This is a genomic window from Pseudomonas mosselii (assembly GCF_005796105.1).
In the GTDB taxonomy this organism is placed as follows: domain Bacteria; phylum Pseudomonadota; class Gammaproteobacteria; order Pseudomonadales; family Pseudomonadaceae; genus Aquipseudomonas; species Aquipseudomonas mosselii_C.
The window spans coordinates 123982-146282 of sequence record NZ_VAUO01000009.1; the positions used below are offsets into that span (position 1 = coordinate 123982).

Here is a 22301-nt window from a genome sequence, read left to right on the forward strand (position 1 = left end):
CATTGCTGCACCACTCAGTAGCGCGTGATGTCAGCTTTGCCTTCCAGCAGCTTGCGGTACGCCGCGAAGTCCTGGGAGCCCGCACGCGAGGCGAGGTAGCGGCGAATTTGCGCCTTCTCTTCCTCGGTCGCGGCGGCGCCTTCGTTGACACCCCTGAGCTGTAGCACGACCAGGCTGCCATCGGACTGGACCACGCTGGCGTAAACCGGCTTGTCCTTGGACTCAGGCTTGCCCAGACGGAACACCGCCTGCAACTGCGCAGGGTCGATGCCGTCCTGGCCGCGGGTGACCGCTTCCTGGACTTTCCAGTTCTGGCTGGCAGGCTTGACCGAGCCGTCACGCAGACCGGCGATCAGCTTGTCGGCCTTGGCCTTGAGTTCGGCGGTCGCCTTCTCCTTGGCCAGGTGCTCGCTGATGTTCTTCGCAACGGCCTCCAGCGGCAGTTGCTCAGGCTTGCGGTGTTCCTTGACGCGCAGCACCACCACCGTCTCCGGGTCCAACTCGATGCTGTTGCTGTTAGCGCCTTCGTCCATCACTTCTTCGCTGAATGCAGCCTGGATCACGGCGCGATTGGCGGTAACGCCCTCGCCCCCCTCACGGCCGAACGGCGCCGAGGTGTGCACCTTGAGATTCAGGTCCTGGGCCGGCTGGGCCAGGTCGGACGCCTCGAAAGCGGAGTCCTGGAGCTGCTTGGTCGCCTCGACAAAACGCTGCTCCACTTGCTGGGTCTTCAGCTCGTGGGTCAGCTTGTCCTTGAGGCTGGCAAAGCTTGGGACATCCGGCGCCTGCACGCCCAGCAGCTTGATCAGGTGATAGCCGAATTCGGTACGCACCGGCGCGGACACCTGATCCTTGTTCAGCTTGTATAGCGCGTCCTCGAAGGCTGGGTCATAGACACCAGGGCCTGCGAAACCGAGGTCGCCACCGGTGTTGGCCGAGCCTGGGTCCTGGGAGAATTCCTTGGCCAGCTTGGCAAAGTCTTCACCCTTGCCCAGACGCTGCTGGATCTCTTCGATACGGGCCTTGGCCTGGGCATCGCTGGTCTTGTCGTTAACCTCGATCAGGATGTGCGCAGCATGACGCTGCTCGGCAAGGTTGGCGATTTCTTTCTCGTACAGCGCCTTGAGTTCGTCATCGCTGACTTTGACCTGATCAAAGAACGCCGCCTTCTTCAGCTCGACATAGTCGATGACCACCTGGTCGGGAGTCATGAACTCCTTGGCGTGCTGGTCGTAGTGGGCCTTGACCTCCTCGTCACTCACCTTGATGGCGGCCGGGTCGGCCTTGAAGGTCAGCGAGGCGAAATCACGGGTCTGCTTCTCCAGTCGCGCGAATGCCTCTACCTGCTTGTCGGTCACGAAACTGCTGCCGGCAATGCCGGTACGCAGCTGGCCGATCAGCATTTCCTGAGCGAGCATTTCGCGGAACTGCATGCGCCCGTAGCCCATCTGGCGAATGACCGAGTCGAAGCGCTCGGCGCTGAACTTACCATCGACCTGGAACTCCGGCGTCTGCAGGATCAATTGATCCAAGGCGGCGTCGGAGAACGCGAACTTGGCATCTTCGGCGCCCTGCAACAGCAGCTTGCGTTCGATCAGCCCTTTGAGCGCAGCCTCGCGCAGCATTTTCTCGTCCAACAGGGCAGGGTCGAATTCCTTGCCCAGTTGTTGCATCAGCTGACGGCGCTGCATGTCGACGGCCTGGCTCAGCTCATTCTGGCTGATGGTCTGGCCGTTCACCTTGGCGGCGTCCTGGCTATGGCTGGCTGCCTGGAAGATGGCCTCGAAGCCCGTCAACGCCATCAACACGACGATGAGGCCAATGATGGTCTTGGCAATCCAACCTTGTGAATTGTCCCTGATATTTTGCAGCATGCGTCCCCCAGAAACGGTTGTACCACTGCGTCGACAACCGCGGAGCGTGGGTAGAGTCCTGATAGAAGAAAGGCGCATCCAGTGGATGCGCCTTTTCGAAGCGAGCGTGCCAGCGGGAACGTTTGCGACCCGCCGTCACGCGGTCGGCTCAGGCATGGCCCGGGCCGGCTGAAAGACGACTTAGTTGACGGCGTCTTTCAGGCCTTTGCCAGCTTTGAAACCTGGAACCTTGGCAGCGGCGATCTTGATTGCCTTGCCGGTTTGAGGGTTACGGCCAGTGCGCTCTGCGCGCTCTTTGACCGAGAAAGTACCGAAGCCAACCAGAACGACGTCGTCGCCTGCTTTCAGGGCACCGGTCACGGAGTCGATCACAGCATCCAGAGCCTTGCCAGCGGCAGCCTTGGAAATGTCAGCAGATACGGCGATAGCGTCAATCAGTTCCGACTTGTTCACTCTAAGTCCCCTTATATCTCTATTGAGTTTGTTTCTAAGTATGTAATGAAAAGCTTATGAAACGAGCGTTAGGTGGCCTGGTGACAATGGCGTGGCGCTTTATAGCAAGGCCCCGAAAATGCTGTCAACCAAAGCCCCCCAACGGAATACGTACTAGTGCGTGCTAATTCTTTCCTTAGCATCGCCGTCGCGCTTTTCATCTTTCGCGACAATCTCCGGAGCCACATCTGGCAAGGGCTCCGGCGCGTATTGCAGCGCAATTTGGAGGACTTCGTCAATCCATTTGACCGGTTTGATCTGAAGATCCTGCTTGATGTTTTCTGGAATTTCCTTGAGATCGCGCACGTTCTCCTCAGGAATGATCACTGTCTTGATGCCGCCACGGTGCGCGGCCAGCAATTTTTCCTTCAACCCACCAATGGCCAGTACCTGCCCACGCAGGGTGATTTCACCGGTCATTGCCACATCGGCACGCACCGGGATCTGGGTAAGAGCCGACACCAATGCGGTGCACATGCCAATGCCCGCGCTCGGACCATCCTTTGGGGTGGCCCCTTCGGGCATGTGGATGTGAACGTCGTGCTTCTCGTGGAAATCTGCGGCGATCCCCAGGCTACGCGCACGGCTACGCACTACCGTCTGCGCGGCCGTGATCGACTCGACCATCACGTCACCGAGCGAACCGGTCTTGATCAACTGGCCCTTGCCAGGGATGACCACCGACTCGATGGTCAGCAGCTCGCCGCCCACTTGGGTCCAGGCAAGGCCGGTGACCTGGCCGATCTGATCCTGCTGCTCGGCCAAGCCATAGCGGAACTTGCGTACGCCCAGCAGGTGCTCGAGCTGCTCGCCCGTGACCTTGACCTTCACCTGTTTCTGCCCGGTGTGCTCCTTGACCACCTTGCGGCAGACCTTGGCGATCTGCCGCTCAAGACCCCGCACGCCGGCTTCGCGGGTGTAATAACGGATGATGTCGCGAATCGCCGAGACATCGACCTGCAACTCGTCTTTCTTCAGACCGTTGGCCTTGACCTGCTTGGGCACCAGGTACTTGACCGCGATGTTGATCTTCTCGTCCTCGGTGTAACCCGGCAGGCGGATGACTTCCATACGGTCAAGCAGCGCCGGCGGGATGTTCATCGAGTTCGAGGTGCACAGGAACATCACGTCCGAGAGGTCGTAGTCGACCTCCAGGTAGTGGTCGTTGAAATTATGGTTTTGCTCGGGGTCAAGCACTTCCAGCAGCGCCGAGGCCGGGTCGCCACGCATGTCGCTGCCCATCTTGTCGATCTCGTCGAGCAGGAACAGCGGGTTACGCACGCCCACCTTGGTCATTTTCTGAATCAGTCGGCCCGGCATCGAACCGATGTAGGTGCGGCGGTGACCACGGATCTCGGCCTCGTCACGCACGCCACCGAGGGCCATGCGCACGAACTTGCGGTTGGTGGCGGCAGCAATCGACTCGGCCAGCGAGGTCTTGCCTACACCAGGCGGACCGACCAGGCACAGCACCGGACCGCGAATCTTCTTCACGCGCTTCTGCACGGCGAGGTATTCAAGGATGCGCTCCTTGACCTCCTCCAAGCCGTAGTGGTCCGAATCGAGGATCTCTTCAGCCTTGGCCAAGTCCAGACGCACTTTGCTCTGCGCCTTCCACGGCACCTGAACCAACCAGTCGAGGTACGACCGCACCACGGTGGCCTCGGCGGACATCGGCGACATCTGCTTGAGCTTGTTGAGTTCGGCCTGAGCCTTGGTGAGGGCGTCTTTAGGTAAACCAGCGGCCTCGATGCGCTTTTTCAGCTCTTCGATTTCGTTGTGGCCTTCGTCGCCGTCACCGAGCTCTTTCTGAATGGCCTTCATCTGCTCATTCAGGTAGTACTCGCGCTGGCTGCGCTCCATTTGTTTCTTGACCCGACCGCGAATGCGCTTCTCGACCTGCAGCAGGTCGATTTCTGCATCCAGCAGGGCCAGCACGTGCTCGACGCGGCTCTGCAGGTCGACGATCTCGAGGATTTCCTGCTTCTGCTCGATCTTCAGGGCCATATGGGCGGCCATGGTATCAACCAGACGGCCCGGCTCTTCGATGCTGTTGAGCGAGGACAGCACTTCAGCGGGGACTTTCTTGCCCAGCTGCACGTATTGCTCGAACTGCGAGAGCAGCGTGCGCACGAATACCTCGGACTCGCGCTCGGCGGCCTCGGTTTCATCGATCAGGCTCACCTGGGCCCGCACATGCCCTTCGACCTCGACAAAGCGCTCGACCGCGCCGCGCTGCTCGCCCTCGACCAGCACCTTGACGGTGCCATCGGGCAGCTTGAGCAGTTGCAGAACGGTGGCAATGGTGCCGACGCGGTACAGGGCGTCTTCGCCCGGATCGTCGTCAGCGGGGTTCTTCTGGGCCAGCAGGAGGATCTGCTTCTCGCCCGTCATCGCAGCCTCAAGGGCTTCGATGGACTTCTCACGCCCCACGAACAGCGGGATAACCATATGCGGATAGACGACGACGTCGCGCAATGGCAAAAGAGGCAAGTCGAGGGTGGTCTTCATGATTTCGCCTCTACAGCGGCCTTGTGGCCGGAAACCGGTGGAAATAGTGCTTGGGGCTAATGTGGGGGCAGCCCCCGGAAAATACAAGCGCCGAGTCCCAGAAATGCAAAAAGGGGCCAAAGGCCCCTTCCTGCTTGGCTAACCCCTACCCAATCAGGCGTCGGGGGCGGCCTTGGCTTGCGGCTCGCTGTTCTCGTAGATCAGCAGCGGCTGTGATGCGCCATCGATGACACTCTCGTCGATCACCACCTTGCTGACGTCCTTCTGCGAAGGAATCTCGTACATGGTGTCGAGCAGCACGCCTTCGAGGATCGAACGCAGGCCACGGGCGCCAGTCTTGCGCTCCAGGGCCTTGCGCGCAACGGCCTTGAGCGCATCGCTGCGGAACTCCAGGTCGACGCTTTCCATCTCGAACAGCTTGGCGTACTGTTTGGTCAGGGCGTTCTTCGGCTCGGTGAGGATCTGCATCAATGCAGCCTCATCCAGCTCGTCGAGCGTGGCCAGTACCGGCAGACGACCGACGAATTCCGGGATAAGGCCGAACTTGACCAGATCGTCCGGCTCGACCTCACGCAGCGACTCGCCGACTTTCTTGCCTTCTTCCTTGCTGCGCACTTCGGCGCCAAACCCGATACCACCTTTGGTGGAGCGGTTCTGGATGACCTTTTCCAGACCCGAGAAAGCGCCACCGCAAATGAACAGGATGTTGCGGGTGTCGACCTGCAGGAACTCCTGTTGCGGGTGCTTGCGACCACCTTGCGGCGGGACGGAAGCCACGGTGCCTTCGATCAGTTTCAACAGCGCCTGCTGCACGCCCTCGCCCGAGACGTCACGGGTGATGGACGGGTTGTCCGACTTGCGCGAGATCTTGTCGATCTCGTCGATGTAGACGATGCCCATCTGGGCCTTTTCCACGTCGTAGTCGCACTTCTGCAGCAGTTTCTGAATGATGTTCTCGACGTCTTCACCCACGTAACCGGCTTCGGTCAGGGTGGTGGCGTCAGCGATGGTGAACGGTACGTTCAACAGGCGTGCAAGGGTTTCGGCGAGCAGGGTCTTGCCCGAGCCCGTCGGCCCGATCAGCAGGATGTTGCTCTTGCCGAGTTCGACGTCGTCGCCCTTCTTGTCACGCTGGTTCAGGCGCTTGTAGTGGTTATACACCGCTACGGCAAGCACCTTTTTAGCGCGCTCCTGACCAATGACGTACTGGTCCAGGATTGTGCTGATTTCTTTCGGCGAAGGTAGTTTGTGCGCGCTGCTCTCGGCCTGGGCTTCCTGCACCTCCTCACGGATGATGTCGTTGCACAGGTCGACGCACTCGTCGCAGATAAATACCGAGGGGCCGGCAATCAACTTGCGCACTTCATGCTGGCTTTTGCCGCAGAAGGAGCAATAGAGCAATTTGCCGCTGTCCTCGCCGTTACGGGTGTCAGTCATTCGATCGATCCAATCCGGTAGGCTTGAAACACAAGATGAAGGCAATCGCAGGCTTTTTCAAGTCCGCGGGCGGGCGTATTCCGTGCCCACCCGCTCTGGCGCATTGCTTCAGGATGCCAGTTGCCGCTTGTCGTATACCGAGTCGATCAGGCCGTACTCGGCCGCGCGCGCAGCGCTCATGAAGTTGTCACGCTCGGTGTCGCGCTTGATCGTTTCGAGGTCCTGGCCGGTGTGATGGGCCAGCAGCTCGTTCAGGCGCGCCTTGATGTTGAGGATTTCCTGGGCGTGGATCTCGATGTCGGTAGCCTGGCCCTGGAAGCCGCCCAACGGCTGGTGAATCATCACCCGCGAGTTCGGCAGGCAGTGACGCTTGCCAGCGGCACCGGCAGCCAACAGGAAGGCACCCATGCTGCAGGCCTGGCCGATGCAGATGGTCGAGACGTCCGGCTTGATGAACTGCATGGTGTCGTAGATCGACATACCCGCAGTCACCGAACCACCCGGCGAATTGATGTACAGATGGATGTCCTTGTCCGGGTTCTCCGCTTCAAGGAACAGCAGCTGCGCCACGACCAGGTTGGCCATGTAGTCCTCTACCGGACCGACCAGGAAAATCACCCGCTCCTTCAGGAGGCGCGAGTAGATGTCGTAGGCGCGTTCGCCACGGGCGGACTGCTCGATAACCATCGGGACCAGACCGCCTGCGGCCTGGATGTCAGAGCTCTGCTGAATATAAGAATTGCGGGACATGTCCTGCGCTCACTCCCAAATAGTCATGGCTTGAATACGCACAAGCCAGCGCGAAGGCTGGCTTGTGGAGGTTTCCTACGAGAGTAGCCTGTTACTCAGCAGCGGCAGGAGCCTGTGCTGGTTTGACAGCGTCTTCGTACGAAACCGACTTGTCTGTCACAGTCGCTTTCTGCAGAACAGTATCTACAACTTGTTCTTCCAGTACAACCGAACGGACTTCGTTCATTTGCTGGTCGTTCTTGTAGTACCAGGCGATGACTTGCTCAGGCTCTTGGTAAGCCGAGGCCATCTCTTCGATCATTTCGCGCACTTTGCCTTCGTCAGGCTTGAGATCGAACTGCTTGACCACTTCGGCGACGATCAGGCCCAGGACCACACGGCGCTTGGCTTGCTCTTCGAACAGCTCGGCAGGCAGTTGGTCAGGCTTGATGTTGCCACCGAACTGCTGAACAGCCTGGACGCGCAGACGGTTGACTTCGTTTTCCAGCAGGGCTTTCGGCACTTCGATCGGGTTGGCGGCCAGCAGACCGTCCATGACCTGGTTCTTGACCTTGGCCTTGATGGCCTGGCGCAGTTCACGCTCCATGTTCTTGCGAACTTCGGCGCGGAAGCCTTCCAGGGTCGACTCTTTGATACCGAACTGGGCGAAGAAGTCTTCGTTCAGTTCTGGCAGCACAGGGGCCGAAACGCTGTTGACGGTGATGGTGAACTCGGCGGCTTTGCCGGCCAGGTCCAGGTTCTGGTAGTCCTCAGGGAAGGTCACGTTGACAACGCGTTCTTCACCGGCCTTGGCGCCAACCAGACCGTCTTCGAAGCCGGGGATCATGCGGCCGGAACCCAGTACCAGTTGGGTGCCTTTGGCCGAACCGCCAGCGAACGCCTCACCGTCGACCTTACCGACGAAGTCGATGTTGACCTGGTCGTCGTTCTGGGCGGCGCGCTCGGCCACTTCGAAACGGGTGTTCTGCTTGCGCAGGACTTCCAGCATGTTGTCCAGGTCGGCGTCGGCCACTTCGGCGCTCAGCCGCTCAACGGCAATCGACTCAAGGCCGGCAACGGTGAACTCAGGGAAGACTTCGAAGATGGCGACGAACTCGAGGTCCTTGCCTTTTTCGAACGATTTTGGCTCGACCGCCGGAGCACCTGCTGGGTTCAGCTTCTGCTCGACGATAGCTTCGTAGAAGGAGGCCTGGACCAGGTCACCGAAAGCCTCTTGGCGGGCATCGGCTTCGAAGCGCTGGCGAATCACGCTCATGGGCACCTTGCCCGGACGGAAGCCGGCAACCTTGGCGCGCTTGGCAGTCTGCTGCAGACGCTTGTTGACTTCGTTCTCGACGCGCTCGGCCGGAACGGCGATGGTCATGCGGCGCTCGAGAGCGGAAGTGTTTTCAACAGAAACTTGCATGGATATTCCTCGTTGCACAGACGTTAGCCGGCGATAGCCCGACTCCAGAATCAAGGGCAAGCATTCTAGTGACTCACGCACCAGAAGTCACCCCACCCGAAATGTCGGCACGCTACACCGGTCGATTTCCCTGAAAGGCCCGCGCCCCTTGGCGTCGAGCCTATTGATACGAGCCCCGCGCGGCAGCACTGATGCCACGCGACTGTAAAACCTTGTCAAACAAACGACAGCTGGCTGAGATATGGGATTTTTGCCAGAAAATTCAAGGGCGACCGCATAAAAAGCCTTACTGCGGATCGATCTCGTTGAACTCGCAATATGCTTCCCACTCCAGCCCCAGCGCTTCGGCCACCTCGCGATGGGTTTCCAGTCGCATGGCCTTCAGTTGCTCCGGCGACTCAGCGATCAATTGCAGCGCATACTCCCAAGGCTGGATACCCAGCTCATCGGCAGCATCCTCGAATGCCCACTCGATCTGCTGGGCCTGCTCGCGCGCATCCAGCTCGCGGATCTCTTCGAGCAGTTGCGGATTGGCTTCGGCGAAGCGTTGCAGCGCCAGTGCCTGGCGCGCTTGTTTTGCGATCATTTAAGGTAATCCTCGGCCAACTGTTCAACCAGACCTTCAACCGACTGAAATCTATCAGATTTCATTGCACCACCAGCACAGATATAGATCGGCGGAGCACAGAAACGACAAAGGCGCCCGGTCTACGACCAAGGCGCCTTCGAAAAATATGGGGTGGACGATGGGAATCGAACCCACGACAACCGGAATCACAATCCGGCGCTCTACCAACTGAGCTACGCCCACCATGAAGCGGTGCTACGTTGTACAACCTGATTTACTGAAACATGGTGCGGACGAAGAGACTCGAACTCTTACAGCTTGCGCCGCTGGAACCTAAATCCAGTGTGTCTACCAATTTCACCACGTCCGCATGCAACTCAAAAACAAAGGCGCCGGATCATTCAATCGAGGCGCCCCTGAAAAATCTGGGGTGGACGATGGGAATCGAACCCACGACAACCGGAATCACAATCCGGCGCTCTACCAACTGAGCTACGCCCACCATAGTACGGCTGCTGCTTACTTGCCCAGGCCTAATGGCGCACCCGGCAGGACTCGAACCTGCGACCATCCGCTTAGAAGGCGGATGCTCTATCCAGCTGAGCTACGGGCGCTTAAGCTTACGGTTCGACCGAACAAACTAACCGCTTATTCTGCCTGACCTTGCCAACCCGTGCCAGGCAGTGCCCGACAAGTGCGGCGAATCTTATAGACGGCCCCACGGGTCGTCAACAGGTTTCTAGCAAAAATTTAAATTATTGAAGGGCTTAGGGCATTTGCCCGACCACGCGCCTTTGCCCTCGCCGCGTGTCGTGCGAGAATGCGCGCTTCTTCATGTTTCCTTCTCGATGGTTAATCACGCGTCTATGACTGCACACCTTATCGATGGCAAGGCGATCGCCGCCAACCTGCGCAAGCAGATCGCCCAACGTGTCGCCGAGCGCCGCGAGCAAGGCCTGCGTACACCGGGCCTGGCCGTGATCCTGGTCGGCACCGACCCAGCCTCCCAAGTCTATGTCTCGCACAAGCGCAAGGACTGCGAAGAAGTCGGTTTCATCTCGCAGGCCTTCGACCTGCCCAGCGATACCACGCAGCAAGCCCTGACCGACCTCATCGACCGCCTCAACGACGACCCGGCCGTCGACGGCATCCTGCTGCAATTGCCACTGCCGGCGCATCTGGACGCTTCGCTGCTGCTCGAACGCATTCGCCCAGACAAAGACGTCGACGGTTTCCACCCCTACAACATCGGCCGTCTGGCCCAGCGTATCCCGCTGCTGCGCCCGTGCACCCCGAAAGGCATCATCACCCTGCTGGAAAGCACCGGGCAAGACCTGTACGGCATGAACGCCGTGATCGTCGGTGCGTCCAACATCGTCGGTCGCCCAATGGCCATGGAACTGCTGCTGGCCGGCTGCACCGTCACCGTCTGCCACCGCTTCACCCAGGACCTCGCTGGCCACGTCGGTCGCGCCGACCTGCTGGTGGTGGCCGCCGGCAAGCCGGGCCTGGTCAAGGGTGAGTGGGTCAAGGAGGGCGCCATCGTCATCGACGTGGGCATCAACCGCCAGGAAGACGGCAAGCTGGTCGGCGATGTGGTCTACGAGACCGCACTGCCCCGCGCTGGCTGGATCACCCCGGTGCCAGGTGGTGTCGGCCCGATGACCCGGGCGTGCCTGCTGGAGAACACGCTGTATGCCGCCGAAACGCTGCACGCGTAAGGCAGCCTGAAATGAAAACGGCACCTCTGGCAGGTGCCGTTTTTTATGCGTGACCGTTTCTGACAACCCCCCAGGCGCCAAGCCCTGGTTACCGATTGAAGCGCTCGACCAAGGCACGCAAACCGGCACAGATCTGTTCCAGTTCACGCCCCCGCGATGCCGCAGCATTGGCGCGACTGGCGCTCTGCTGCACGGTGCCGGCCACGCCGTTGATCTGCCGCGACACATCCTCGGCCACGTTCGACTGCTGTTGCGACGCCGCGGCCATTTGCTGGCTCATGTCACTGATGCGCTGCACCGCCTGGCGAATCCCCTGCAACGCCTGTTGCGCCTCGTCCACCTGGGCCACCCCACGGTCGGCGCCGGCAATGCCTTGGCTGGCGATGTCCACCGCCTGCTCGGCGCCTGTGCGCAGGTTATCGGTGATGGCCTGGATATGCAGGGTCGACTGCCGGGTCTTGTCAGCCAGGGCGCGAACTTCGTCGGCCACCACGGCAAAGCCGCGACCATGCTCGCCTGCGCGGGCGGCCTCGATGGCGGCGTTGAGCGCAAGCAAGTTGGTCTGCTCGGCGATGGTGCGGATCATTCCGGCGGCGTCGGCAATCGCACCGGTCTGACCGGCCAACGCATTCACCGCCTGGTTGATCTGTCCGACCGTGTCCGCCAGTCCGCGAATCGCCGCGCCACTGGCGTCGGCCACCTGGCTACCCTGCTCGGCCAACAGGTGCGCGGTGTGCGCTTCCTGGGCGGTCAGTTGCACGTGACCCGCCACTTCGCCGATGGACACCGCCATTTGCGTCATGGCAGTGGCGGTCAGGTCGGTTTCGGCACGCTGCTCAAGCAAGGCCGACTCCGTACCACGCGACAGGTGCCCGGCATCCAAAGCCGCCTCGGCCATTTGCGCGGCAAGATCACCCAGGCGGGCCAGCGCGGTCTTAAGGCGTGCCTGCTCGCTGAGCAAAATCAGCTCGAGCTGCCCGGCTGCCCCGACCTGGTCGCTGTAGGTCAGCGCCGCCACCGCGTCACCAAAGGTATTTTGCGCCCCCTCGGCGATGCGTCGCAGATGCTGTTCCAGACGGAGTTGCGCCCACACGCCAAGCCCTGCGAAGAGCGCCAGCGTCACCGCCTGGGCGGTCAAGCCCGGCCAAGCCTGGTTGACACCCAGCGCCAGCGCACCTGCACACAACGGCAGCGCCATCGCACGGCCCACCAACATCAGGCGCCGAGCGGGCGCCAGCGCCGCCTTGCCCGCCCGCAGGCGCGCGTACAGCGCATCGGCGCGAGCCACCTGCTCACGGGTCGGGCACACCCGCACCGACTCGTAGCCTACCAGCCGGCCATTCTCAAGGATCGGCGTGACGTAGGCGCTGACCCAATAGAAATTGCCGTTCTTGCAGCGGTTCTTGACGATACCCATCCAGCTGCGGCCGGCCTTGAGGTACTGCCACATCAGTTCGAACACCGCCTCGGGCATGTCCGGGTGGCGCACCAGGTTATGCGGACTGCCGATCAGTTCCGCCTCGCTGTAACCGCTGATCGCAGCGAACTCGGCATTGCAATAGGTAATCAGGCTGGAGGTGTCGGTGGCAGAAATGAGCCGCTGGTGCTCGGGGAATCGCTGCTCGACCGTATTGACTGGCAGGTTCAGACGCAAGGTGGGGCTCCATTCTCGATCAGGGAAACAGTCAGCAAGGCCTGCTGCCCCGGAGCACCGCGCCGCCCGTCCTACAGGCGTCGTTTACCCAAGCGATGGAAAGCAGCCGAAAGATGACTAAATCACTCGGGATATTTTTTTGAATGACTATTCAGTCAAAGAAGAATTCTACGGTGTCCGGCACATATTGCAATGCGCCCAAAGGAGGCTTGGCGCAACCTTTGCAACGTCCGCCAGGCGACCAACCTCACGCGGCCTTGCTGCGCGATTCGGCGCACCAGCGCAGAGCCATTGCGGCTTTTTCGCACCACAACTGGTCAGACCGGTAAGGCCAAAATCACTTGCAATGTCCGAAAAATCGGAGTTTTATGGCCCTCGCAGTGAACAAACCGGTAAGACCACAATAATTAAGTCCTGCGCTCTTTCGCTCCGTGTGGCTATGGGGGCAAGGACACCGACCAGAGACTCCTCCCATGCTCAAATGGTGTTCGCGTTCAATATTCCTCCAGGTTGTAATTGGCCTTGCCCTCGGCATCGTCTGCGGCCTGAGCTTCCCCGACCTTTCCTTGCAGCTCAAACCGCTAGGTGATGGCTTTATCAAGCTGATCAAGATGCTCATCGGGCTGATTGTGTTCTGCGTGGTAGTCAGTGGCATTTCCGGCGCAGGCGACCTGAAGAAGGTCGGGCGTATTGGCCTGAAGTCGGTGATCTACTTCGAAGTGCTGACCACCCTGGCCTTGGTGATTGGCCTGGTGTTCGCCTTCACCAGCGGCATCGGCACCGGCGCCAACATTCATCTGGACCAACTCTCGACAGCCGATGCCGGCGCCCTGGCCGACCGCGGTGCGCACATACACGGGACCACCACCTTCCTGATGGACCTGATTCCAACCTCGGTGGTGGGCGCCTTCGCCGACAACAATATCCTGCAGGTGCTGCTGTTCTCGGTGCTGTTCGGCAGCGCGCTGAACCTGGTGGGTGAATCGGCCTCGGGCATTTCGCGGCTGATCAACGAGCTGAGCCACGTGATCTTCCGCATCATGGGCATGATCGTGCGCCTGGCGCCGATCGGTGTATTCGGCGCCATCGCCTTCACCACCAGCAAGTACGGCCTGTCCTCGCTGCAACACCTGGGCGGCCTGGTGGCGCTGTTCTACCTGACCTGCGCAGGTTTCGTGCTGATCATCCTGGGCACCGTGATGCGCCTGTCAGGCCTCAAGTTGCTGCCACTGATCAAATACCTGCGCGAAGAACTCAGCATCGTGCTCGGCACCGCCTCCTCCGACGCAGTGCTGCCACAGGTGATGCGTAAGCTCGAACACCTCGGTATCGGCAGCTCCACCGTGGGCCTGGTGATCCCGACCGGTTATTCGTTCAACCTCGACGGTTTCTCGATCTACCTGACCCTGGCCATCGTGTTCATCGCCAACGCCACCGGCACGCCGCTGGCCATGAGCGACCTGCTGACCATCCTTCTGGTTTCGCTGGTGACGTCCAAGGGCGCCCACGGCATCCCAGGCTCGGCCCTAGTGATCCTCGCCGCCACCCTGACTGCGGTACCGGCGATCCCGGTGGTGGGTCTGGTGCTGGTGCTGGCGGTGGACTGGTTCATGGGGATTGGCCGCGCGCTGACCAACTTGATCGGCAACTGTGTCGCCACCGTGGCCATCGCCCGCTGGGAGAAGGACATCGACCTGGAACGTGCCAACAACGTATTGGCCAACAAGCCGGGCTACGCCCCGGCACCGCGCAAGCAGGGCCAGGCCCATCAACAGGAATTCTAAGCCCCCGGCGGGCGGCGCCAGGCGCCGCTCCGCCCATTGCGGCGACAGCGCGTCAACTCAGGAGCGAACCGTGATCAGCTCATCGACCGTAGTCAACTCCGTGGTGGAGAAACTCCGCCAGGCCCTGGCCCGTGGCCAGTGGCGCAGCGGCGACATGCTGCCCGGCCAGCGCGAGCTGGCCGAACAACTAGGGATCAGCCGCCCCAGCCTGCGCGAGGCGGTGATCGTGCTGGAAACCCTGGGCCTGGTGCGCTCGCTGCCCGGCAAGGGCGTCCTGGTGCTCGACGCCGACCTCGCCCAGGCGCAGACCCCGGAAGCCGTCGCCCAGGCCAGCCTGGCCGATGTCCTGGAGCTGCGCTACACCCTCGAACCGTTCATCGCAGGCCTGGTCGCGCAATCGGCCGGCAGCCACGACATCGGCCAACTGCGCCTGACCCTGATGGACATGCGCGAAGCCCTCGACAGTGCCGACAGCGAAGCGGGCTTCACTGCCTACATCGCCTTTCACGAGGCGCTGTTCGCCCTGACCACCAACCCGATTTTCCAGAGCGTGGTGCAACAGACTGGCAATGCCCTCAAGCAGAGCGCCGACATGTTGCGCAATTCGCCCGAGCACCTGGCCGCCCGATTGAGCGAGAACGAGGCCGTGGTAAAGGCCATCCGCGATCGCAACAGCGCCCTGGCCAGCCTGCAGATGCGCCGCCATATCCTCGCCGAGGGCGAGCGCATGGGCATTGCCTTGAACATTCCTGACGACCACCCAGGCCCCTGATACAAAGGAGAGCGCCCATGACCGCCTGCGCCCAAGCTTCCGTGCACCTGCCAGCCCTGCTCGGTGCTGGCGAAACCCGCCTGTCGGCAGAACAGATCTATCCTCGGCTGTTCGACGCGATTCTCGAACAACGCCTGCCGCCTGGCAGTGCCTTGCCCGAACAGGCGCTGGGCAACGCGTTCGGTGTCAGCCGCACGGTGATCCGCCGGGTACTCGGGCGCCTGTCCGACCAACAGGTGGTGGTACAACGTCCCAGTCACACCGCGCACCTGGCCGCGCCGGATCCACAACAGGCCCGCCAAGTGCTGAGCGCACGGCGCCTTGCCGAAACCACGCTGATCGGCCTGGCCACCCAGCGCGCCCGCCCGGCGCAGATCCGCCAGTTACGCCAGTTGGTGGAACGCGAACGCCAGCACCATGAGCAAGGCGCGCGTTGTACGGCGATCCGCCTGGGCGGCGAGTTCCACATGAAGCTTGCGCAAATGGCCGCCAACGCCCCGCTGGCGCGTTTTCTCAACGGCTTGGTGCCGATGACCTCGCTGATCATCGCCCGCTACGAGTCGCGCTGCTGCGATCACTGTGCGTGGCAGGAACACGCGGCGATCATCGACGCTGTAGAACAGGGCGACGGCGAGACTGCGCTGGCACTGATGCACCAGCATCTGGACCGGCTGGAAGCCAAGCTGGACCTGGATCAACCCGTCTGACCACAGCCCTGCCCAAGCCGGTCCGACGGCGCAGAACGCAGCTGCCGCGACGCTGATCGCGGTGGCGATGCCCCGCTCAGGCAGGCTGCCCCACGACCGCGAACCGCCGCAGCGGTCGAGCCACTTCGCACAATCCACGGCAAAGTCCTGAGCCCGTCATGACAGCCCCTCGCGGCTGCCCCACCCGGGCAGTGCACGCGCGCCCTACCAGTCATCGCCTGCAACAGGCCGATCTTCAACAATTTTCCGGTACAGCCGATACCGTGATGACTGACTTCGCCTTATGCGCCAAAAGCGCAAGGTGACCTCCCTTCCCTGGCTCAAGGTCTCGAAACATGAACCTGAAATTCCGCCATAAGATCCTGCTCAGTGCCTGTGGCGTGGTCGTCCTGGCCTTTGCATTGTTCACCCTGTACAACGACTACCTGCAACGTAACACCATTGGCCAGAACATCGAATCGTCGGTGCGCCAAGCTGGCGCGCAGACTGCCAGCAGCGTCCAGAACTGGATGAGCGGGCGCATCCTGGTGCTGGAAAACCTGGCCCAGGACATCGCCCAGCAAGGCGCCGGCACGAACGTACCGGGTCTGATCGACCAACCGTCCTACACGCGTAACTTCCAGTTCACCTACTTCGGCCAGAACACTGGCCTGTTCACCCAACGCCCCGACGCAAAGATGCCCGACGGCTACGACCCACGCCAACGCCCCTGGTATGGCCAGGCCGTGACCGCCAACCAGACGCTGCTCACCCCGCCCTATCAAGCCTCGGTCGGTGGCCTGGTGGTGACCATCGCCATCCCGGTCAAAGCGCGTGGCACCGGCGAGCTGCTCGGTGTGGTCGGCGGCGACCTGAGCCTGGACACCCTCAGCGAGATCCTCGCAGCGGTGGACTTCGGCGGCATTGGCCACGCGTTCCTGGTCGATCGCGACGGCCAAGTGATCGTCAGCCCTGACAAGGGCCATCTAATGAAGAACCTCAAGGACATCTATCCCGGCGCCAACCTGCGCATCGAGCCGGGCCTGCAGGATGTGACGCTCAACGGCGAGCAACGGATCGTTTCGTTCGCGCCAGTCAGCGGCCTGCCGTCGGCGCAGTGGTATATCGGCCTGTCGATCGACAAGGACAAGGCGTATGCAGGGCTCAGCCAGTTCCGCACCTCGGCGATCATCGCCATGCTCGTGGCCGTGGCCGCCATCGCCGGCCTGCTGGGCTTGCTGATCCCGGTCCTGATGCGTCCGTTGACCACCATGGGTCGCGCCATGCAGGACATCGCCGAAGGCGAAGGCGACCTCACCCGGCGCCTGACGGTGGCCAACAAGGACGAGTTCGGGGAACTGGCGGCTGCGTTCAACCGCTTCGTCGAACGGATTCACGCCTCGATCACCGAGGTGTCTTCCGCCACCCGTCTGGTGCACGACCTGTCGGAAAAGGTCGTGGGCGCCTCCAATGCATCGCTCAGCGGCTCTGAAGAGCAAAGCATGCGCACCAACAGCGTCGCCGCCGCGATCAACGAGCTCGGCGCCGCGACGCAGGAAATCGCGCGCAACGCCGCCGACGCCTCGCAGCACGCCAGCGGCGCCAGCGAGCAAGCCCACGATGGCCGCGAGGTCGTGGAGCAAGCGATCAGCGCCATGACGGCTCTCTCCCAGCGCATCAGCGAGTCCTGCGAGCAGATCGAGACGCTCAATGCCAGCACCGACGAAATCGGCAAGATCCTCGACGTGATCAAGGGCATCTCCCAGCAAACCAACCTGCTGGCACTCAACGCAGCCATCGAGGCGGCACGCGCTGGCGAGGCCGGTCGCGGCTTTGCAGTGGTCGCCGACGAGGTGCGTAACCTGGCCCACCGTACCCAGGAATCGGCCGAAGAGATCCACCGCATGATCACCAGCCTGCAAGTCGGCTCGCGCGAAGCGGTGCACACCATGAACACCAGCCAGGTGTCCAGCGAGCAGACCGTGCAGGTCGCCAACCAGGCCGGTGAACGCCTGGCCAGCGTGACCCTGCGCATCGGCGAGATCGACGGCATGAACCAGTCGGTGGCCACCGCCACCGAGGAACAGACCGCCGTGGTCGAAAGCCTGAACCTGGACATCACCCAGATCAACGCGCTGAACCAGCAGGGGGTGGAAAACCTCAACGAAACCTTGCGCCACTGCGACGCCCTCAGCCAACAGGCCGGACGTCTGAAGCAGCTGGTGGGCAGCTTCAGGATCTAAGCGCCCGTAAGTGCCGCAACCCGCGCGGGCAGGTGCTCTGCCCGCGCGACGGTCAGCAGCTTGTTATAACCTAATAACCAACAAGTCTATTTGGCTATAAAAAAATCTATATGCTGGCAAGCATCCGATCACGGGCAAGCTGAGCACTCGAGTAGCGTATGGATGTAGGTTCTTTCGGTTTCACCCTTGCAGGACTGATAGTGGGTTTCATCGTCGGCATGACCGGCGTCGGCGGCGGTTCGCTGATGACCCCGATCCTGCTGTGGTTCGGCATCAACCCTGCCACCGCCGTGGGCACCGACTTGCTCTACGCAGCTATCACCAAGGCCAGCGGTGTCTGGGTGCACGGACGTAACAAGAACATTGACTGGAAGATCACCGGCTGGCTGAGCCTGGGCAGCGTGCCGGCCGCAGCGCTGACGCTGTGGTTCCTCAGCACCCTGCACGCCGACACCTCCGCGCTCAACGCGATCATCAAGCAGGGCCTGGCCGTGGTCCTGATCCTCACCGCCCTGGCGATCCTGTTCAAGTCGCACTTGCAGGCGTTCGCCAACCGGCACGCTGGCGACCACTACCACCTCAGCGACCGGACCTTGAACGTGCTGACCGTCATCACCGGCGTCGTGCTGGGGGTGATGGTCACGCTGACCTCCATCGGTGCGGGCGCGCTAGGCACCGTAGCACTGTTCCTGCTCTACCCGTTCCTGGTCACCCGCCGCCTGGTGGGCACCGAGATCGCCCATGCCGTACCCCTGACCCTGGTGGCCGGCCTTGGCCATGCCGGCATGGGCAACATGGACTGGTCGCTGCTGGGCTACCTGCTGCTGGGTTCGCTGCCAGGCATCTACCTGGGCAGCCACTTGACCGGGCGCATCTCCGACCGCGTGCTGCGTCCATGCCTGGCGACCATGCTGCTGCTGATCGGTTACAAGCTGGCCTTCTGAGCACAGGCCGCAGGGGCTGCGCAGAGCAGCGCGCAGCCCCTGCGGCGCTGGCGGTCGGCGCTGTAGCCGGGCAGTAACAGCGTTTTGCCACCCTTAATTGCCCCCGCAACCATTCGTCACTAGTTCAACTGCCACCTAACAGGGAAGTTGAACATGACAGATCTTTCACGTCGTTCACTGGTTGGGCTGGGCTTGAGCCTGCCGCTGCTCGGTCAACTGAGCTGGGCCAGCCAGACACCAACGTCGGCCTCGCAGGACGGCCCGGTACAGATCAATTTCAACGAAAGTCCTTGGGGCCCCTGCAGCGCCGCACGCAAGGCGATGCAGGACGGTATCGCGCAGAGCGGCCGCTACCCCTACAAGGCCCAGTACCGGCTGATCGACCTGTTCGCCGAGCGCCACGACCTGCCGTCAGCGCACGTGGGCGTCTTCTGCGGCTCGAAGCTCGCGTTGCAGCACGCCGTCATGGCCTTTACCGGCCCACGCAGTCTGGTGATCGCCGAACCGTCCTACGAAGCCCCAGTCGAAGCAGCCAAAGGCCACGGCGCACCGGTGCATAGCGTGCCGCTGAACAAGCACCATGCCCACGACATCGACGCCATGCTCGCAGCCGACGCTCAGGCCGGGATGATCTACGTGTGCAACCCCAACAACCCCACCGGCACCCTTACACCACGCCGCGACATCGAGCGCCTGCTGATGCGCAAGCCGGCCGGCAGCGTGGTGGTGATCGATGAGGCTTATATTCATTTCAGCGACGCGCCAAGCTGCCTGGATCTGGTCAAGGAACATCCCGACCTGCTGGTGCTGCAAACCTTCTCCAAGCTCTATGGCATGGCCGGCGCACGCCTGGGCCTGGCCATCGGTCAAGCACCGCTGTTGGCCAGGCTCGAAGTATTCGACGGCGACAACGTCGCCCCCGCCTCAACGCTGCTGGCAGGCTTGGCCAGCCTGCAAGATCCCCAACTCGTGGCGCAGCGCAAGCGTGACAACGCGCGCCTGCGCGATCACACCATCGCCTGGCTGGGCGAGCGCGGCTGGCGCTGCACCGCCTCCCATGCCAACTGCTTCATGATCGACTTACGCAGTCACGCACAACCGCTGATCGAGCGCCTGGCGCGCGAGCAGGTGCTGGTGGGCCGTGTGTGGCCAAGCTGGCCGCACTGGATGCGCGTAAGCGTCGGTGACGAGAACGACATGCGGCGCTTTCGCGAAGCGTTCGCCAAGGTGACCGCTGGCTGAGGCCAGCGCGTTGCCGAGGGTTTCGATCGGCACCCTGACCTGAAGATCAAGACAATCGCTCACATTCTTGTACACGAAATTTCTACTAAAGGTTTATATTCGAGCCGCCGAAACAGACATAGATAGCAACAGGCCAGCCTGCCTCGAATTCGGCCTTGCGTTCCTCCACTCTCCCGGATGGGTGTCTCGATGAAGATAAAAAATAAACTGGTCCTGGCCTTCGTGCTGGTGGCCTTTATCCCGGTTGCATTGGTGGGCGGTATCTCGGTGCTGAATATCCGGGCCGATGCAGTGGATCAATTCCTCGACAGCAGCACCCGTGAAATTCGCCAGATCGACGGCAACATGCGGCAATTCTTCGACGCGACGTTGCAGAACGTCGATCAAATGTCCAAGGATCCTGTATACAATTCGGTCGATACACTTAAAGACTACACAGCGGCCGATGCGCCCAGCAAACCGATGCCGGCCAGCGCACAGCGGGTCATCGACGCCTTTGCCCGCTACGGCACCACCCACCCGGCCGCCGCGATCCTGTCCATCGGCCTGGAAGACGGCACCTACGCCAAATGGCCCGACGACCCGCAACTGGCCAAATACGATCCGCGTGCCCGCCCCTGGTACAAGGCCGCGATGGCCACCCCCGACAAGACCGTACGCACGGCAGCCTACTACTACGACAAGGATGACGTCGCCCTGGTCGGAACTGCCCGCGCGCTACTCGATCCGGCCGGCAAGCCCCGTGGCGTGTTCGTGGTCAGCGTATCGCTGAAAAACCTCACCGAGCTGATCAAGAGCATCAAGCTGGGCGACAGCGGCTACGTGATGCTGATCGAAGACAGCACGGTGCTGGTCGACCCACGCGATGCCGGGCATAGCTTCAAACAGCTCAAGGACCTCGGCGCACCTTACGCACAACTGGCAGCCACCGCACAGGGCTCCACCGAGGTGGTGATCGACGGCGTGCGCTACATGGCCAATGTCTGGACTTCGCCAGGCCTGGGCTGGCGTTTCGTCGGGCTGATCGAGTACAACGAGGTGATGGCCGCCGCCACCCACATGACCTACACCATCACGGTCATCGTGCTGGTGCTGGCACTGGTCTTCGCCTTGATAGCGGCAGCCTTCTCGCGAGTGATCGTCAAACCGATCAGCCAAGTCAGCGTTGGCCTGCAATCGATCGCCGAAGGCGAAGGCGACCTGCGCCGCGACCTGCAGGTTCAGGGCCGCGACGAAACGGCTGAGTTGGCCGGCTGGTTCAACAAGTTCCTTGCGGCCATTCGCCAGTTGATCCAGCGCATTGGCGCGGCCTCCACCAACCTTCACGAAGCGTCCAAGGCCAACAGCGCCATGGCCGGTGACATGAACGAGGCAGCCGGACGCCAGCGCGAGGCCGTCGAGCTGGTATCGACCGCCTTCAACGAAATGGTCGCCACTGCCAACGAAGTGGCGCGCTCTTGCAGCAGCGCAGCTGACGCCGCCGAGAACGGCCACCGCCGGGTCGCCGAAGGCAAGCAACAGATCGAGGCCACCACCGACAACGTCAACCGCCTGGGCGTGCGCCTGAGCGAGTCGTCCCAGGCCATGGTCGAGCTTGAGGAAGGCAGCCGCAGCATCAACCAGATCCTGGGCACCATCCGCGCCATCGCCGAGCAGACCAACCTGCTGGCGTTAAACGCCGCCATCGAGGCTGCCCGTGCTGGCGACCAAGGCCGCGGCTTCGCCGTGGTGGCCGATGAAGTCCGTGCCCTGGCCAAACGCACCTCGGACTCCACCGGCGAGATCGACCAGTTGCTCAACACCCTCGGCGTCAAGACGCAGGAAGTGTCGAACAAGATGGACAGTTGCCTGGACCTGTCGCGCGCCAGTGTGTCGTCAATCGAAAGTGCACGGGAGAGTTTCGAGGGCATCCAGCTGTCGGTGAACGAGATCCGCGACCAGAACCTGCAGATCTCTGCCGCAGCCGAAGAGCAGCACAGCGTAGCCGAGGAAATCAACCGGCATATCCAGCAGATCTACGACGAAGCGCGGCTGGTGGAGGGCCTGGCCAACTCAGCGCAGTCCGACTCCGGGCGCCTGGCGCAGTTGTCGGATGAACTCAATGGCCTGGTTGGACGATTCAAGTCCTGAGTAAGCAGCGAATCGATGCAGCAAGCTCGATAGGCTCTGGCAGCCAAGCCGCCTGAGCCTATCGAGCGAGCACCGCCACGCGCGCCTA

At 61.8% G+C, this 22301-nt stretch carries 16 protein-coding genes, 4 tRNA genes and 1 pseudogene; 8 read left to right on the top strand and 13 right to left on the bottom strand.

All coding sequences use genetic code 11. The features are described 5' to 3' along the window. Positions 1–14: 14 nt before the first annotated feature. The 11 genes from FEM01_RS18395 to FEM01_RS18445 all read right to left on the bottom strand — a co-directional run bounded on the left by FEM01_RS18395 (position 15) and on the right by FEM01_RS18445 (position 9651). A complete protein-coding gene (locus FEM01_RS18395; protein WP_138220905.1) occupies positions 15–1874 on the bottom strand; it encodes a SurA N-terminal domain-containing protein in 1860 nt (619 codons plus the stop codon). A gap of 180 nt (positions 1875–2054) precedes the next feature. Next, on the bottom strand, positions 2055–2327 hold the full coding sequence (gene hupB / locus FEM01_RS18400; RefSeq protein WP_054883552.1) for a nucleoid-associated protein HU-beta: 273 nt from the start codon (positions 2325–2327) through the stop codon (positions 2055–2057). Positions 2328–2480: 153 nt separating this feature from the next. Further along, entirely contained in the window at positions 2481–4877 is a 2397-nt protein-coding gene (gene lon / locus FEM01_RS18405) for an endopeptidase La (RefSeq protein ID WP_138220906.1), read from the bottom strand. 153 nt (positions 4878–5030) lie between these two features. Next, positions 5031–6314 carry an ATP-dependent Clp protease ATP-binding subunit ClpX gene (gene clpX, locus FEM01_RS18410; protein ID WP_138220907.1) on the bottom strand — a complete coding sequence of 428 codons (1284 nt, stop codon included), beginning with the start codon at positions 6312–6314 and terminating at the stop codon, positions 5031–5033. Positions 6315–6422: 108 nt separating this feature from the next. Next, on the bottom strand, positions 6423–7064 hold the full coding sequence (clpP, locus tag FEM01_RS18415) for an ATP-dependent Clp endopeptidase proteolytic subunit ClpP (protein WP_043213484.1): 642 nt from the start codon (positions 7062–7064) through the stop codon (positions 6423–6425). 91 nt (positions 7065–7155) lie between these two features. Then, positions 7156–8469: a trigger factor gene (tig, locus tag FEM01_RS18420; RefSeq protein ID WP_138220908.1), complete on the bottom strand. Its 1314-nt coding sequence runs from the start codon at positions 8467–8469 to the stop codon at positions 7156–7158. Positions 8470–8755: 286 nt separating this feature from the next. Further along, entirely contained in the window at positions 8756–9055 is a 300-nt protein-coding gene (locus tag FEM01_RS18425) for a DUF6388 family protein (protein ID WP_138220909.1), read from the bottom strand. A gap of 149 nt (positions 9056–9204) precedes the next feature. Next, positions 9205–9280, bottom strand: a tRNA-His gene (locus tag FEM01_RS18430). Positions 9281–9322: 42 nt separating this feature from the next. After that, positions 9323–9407, bottom strand: a tRNA-Leu gene (locus tag FEM01_RS18435). A gap of 56 nt (positions 9408–9463) precedes the next feature. Continuing rightward, a tRNA-His gene (locus FEM01_RS18440) sits at positions 9464–9539 on the bottom strand. Positions 9540–9574: 35 nt separating this feature from the next. Then, positions 9575–9651, bottom strand: a tRNA-Arg gene (locus tag FEM01_RS18445). Positions 9652–9903: 252 nt separating this feature from the next. Between FEM01_RS18445 and folD the strand changes: the two genes are divergently transcribed. Next, complete coding sequence (gene folD, locus FEM01_RS18450; protein WP_138220910.1) at positions 9904–10758, top strand: bifunctional methylenetetrahydrofolate dehydrogenase/methenyltetrahydrofolate cyclohydrolase FolD; 855 nt, start codon at positions 9904–9906, stop codon at positions 10756–10758. 88 nt (positions 10759–10846) lie between these two features. Here the strand turns inward: folD and FEM01_RS18455 are convergent, their stop codons facing one another. Beyond that, positions 10847–11974, bottom strand: coding sequence for a methyl-accepting chemotaxis protein (locus tag FEM01_RS18455; protein WP_431188613.1), 1128 nt, complete (start codon positions 11972–11974; stop codon positions 10847–10849). 156 nt (positions 11975–12130) lie between these two features. After that, positions 12131–12412, bottom strand: a pseudogene (locus FEM01_RS24815) (PAS domain-containing protein); the annotation flags it as partial. Between the two features lie 473 nt (positions 12413–12885). Here FEM01_RS24815 and FEM01_RS18460 point away from each other — a divergent pair. From FEM01_RS18460 to FEM01_RS18490, 7 genes are all read left to right on the top strand, one after another. Further along, positions 12886–14196: a C4-dicarboxylate transporter DctA gene (locus FEM01_RS18460; RefSeq protein ID WP_138220912.1), complete on the top strand. Its 1311-nt coding sequence runs from the start codon at positions 12886–12888 to the stop codon at positions 14194–14196. A 70-nt stretch (positions 14197–14266) separates the two neighbouring features. Next, complete coding sequence (locus tag FEM01_RS18465; RefSeq protein WP_138220913.1) at positions 14267–14968, top strand: FadR/GntR family transcriptional regulator; 702 nt, start codon at positions 14267–14269, stop codon at positions 14966–14968. Positions 14969–14985: 17 nt separating this feature from the next. After that, on the top strand, positions 14986–15675 hold the full coding sequence (locus tag FEM01_RS18470) for a GntR family transcriptional regulator (protein WP_138220914.1): 690 nt from the start codon (positions 14986–14988) through the stop codon (positions 15673–15675). A 335-nt stretch (positions 15676–16010) separates the two neighbouring features. Next, complete coding sequence (mcpA, locus tag FEM01_RS18475; protein ID WP_138220915.1) at positions 16011–17897, top strand: methyl-accepting chemotaxis protein McpA; 1887 nt, start codon at positions 16011–16013, stop codon at positions 17895–17897. A gap of 158 nt (positions 17898–18055) precedes the next feature. After that, on the top strand, positions 18056–18841 hold the full coding sequence (locus FEM01_RS18480; RefSeq protein ID WP_138220916.1) for a sulfite exporter TauE/SafE family protein: 786 nt from the start codon (positions 18056–18058) through the stop codon (positions 18839–18841). 153 nt (positions 18842–18994) lie between these two features. Continuing rightward, positions 18995–20083 carry a pyridoxal phosphate-dependent aminotransferase gene (locus FEM01_RS18485; RefSeq protein WP_138220917.1) on the top strand — a complete coding sequence of 363 codons (1089 nt, stop codon included), beginning with the start codon at positions 18995–18997 and terminating at the stop codon, positions 20081–20083. Positions 20084–20272: 189 nt separating this feature from the next. Then, entirely contained in the window at positions 20273–22213 is a 1941-nt protein-coding gene (locus FEM01_RS18490) for a methyl-accepting chemotaxis protein (protein ID WP_138220918.1), read from the top strand. Positions 22214–22301: the final 88 nt, after the last annotated feature.

What these genes read in the sequence shown, in the direction of transcription:
- FEM01_RS18395 (WP_138220905.1), bottom strand. Translation starts at nt 1,874, where the DNA reads ATGCTGCAAAATATCAGGGACAATTCACAAGGTTGGATTGCCAAGACC.
- lon (WP_138220906.1), bottom strand. Translation starts at nt 4,877, where the DNA reads ATGAAGACCACCCTCGACTTGCCTCTTTTGCCATTGCGCGACGTCGTC.
- clpX (WP_138220907.1), bottom strand. Translation starts at nt 6,314, where the DNA reads ATGACTGACACCCGTAACGGCGAGGACAGCGGCAAATTGCTCTATTGC.
- clpP (WP_043213484.1), bottom strand. Translation starts at nt 7,064, where the DNA reads ATGTCCCGCAATTCTTATATTCAGCAGAGCTCTGACATCCAGGCCGCA.
- tig (WP_138220908.1), bottom strand. Translation starts at nt 8,469, where the DNA reads ATGCAAGTTTCTGTTGAAAACACTTCCGCTCTCGAGCGCCGCATGACC.
- FEM01_RS18425 (WP_138220909.1), bottom strand. Translation starts at nt 9,055, where the DNA reads ATGATCGCAAAACAAGCGCGCCAGGCACTGGCGCTGCAACGCTTCGCC.
- folD (WP_138220910.1), top strand. Translation starts at nt 9,904, where the DNA reads ATGACTGCACACCTTATCGATGGCAAGGCGATCGCCGCCAACCTGCGC.
- FEM01_RS18455 (WP_431188613.1), bottom strand. Translation starts at nt 11,974, where the DNA reads ATGTTGGTGGGCCGTGCGATGGCGCTGCCGTTGTGTGCAGGTGCGCTG.
- FEM01_RS18460 (WP_138220912.1), top strand. Translation starts at nt 12,886, where the DNA reads ATGCTCAAATGGTGTTCGCGTTCAATATTCCTCCAGGTTGTAATTGGC.
- FEM01_RS18470 (WP_138220914.1), top strand. Translation starts at nt 14,986, where the DNA reads ATGACCGCCTGCGCCCAAGCTTCCGTGCACCTGCCAGCCCTGCTCGGT.
- mcpA (WP_138220915.1), top strand. Translation starts at nt 16,011, where the DNA reads ATGAACCTGAAATTCCGCCATAAGATCCTGCTCAGTGCCTGTGGCGTG.
- FEM01_RS18480 (WP_138220916.1), top strand. Translation starts at nt 18,056, where the DNA reads ATGGATGTAGGTTCTTTCGGTTTCACCCTTGCAGGACTGATAGTGGGT.
- FEM01_RS18485 (WP_138220917.1), top strand. Translation starts at nt 18,995, where the DNA reads ATGACAGATCTTTCACGTCGTTCACTGGTTGGGCTGGGCTTGAGCCTG.
- FEM01_RS18490 (WP_138220918.1), top strand. Translation starts at nt 20,273, where the DNA reads ATGAAGATAAAAAATAAACTGGTCCTGGCCTTCGTGCTGGTGGCCTTT.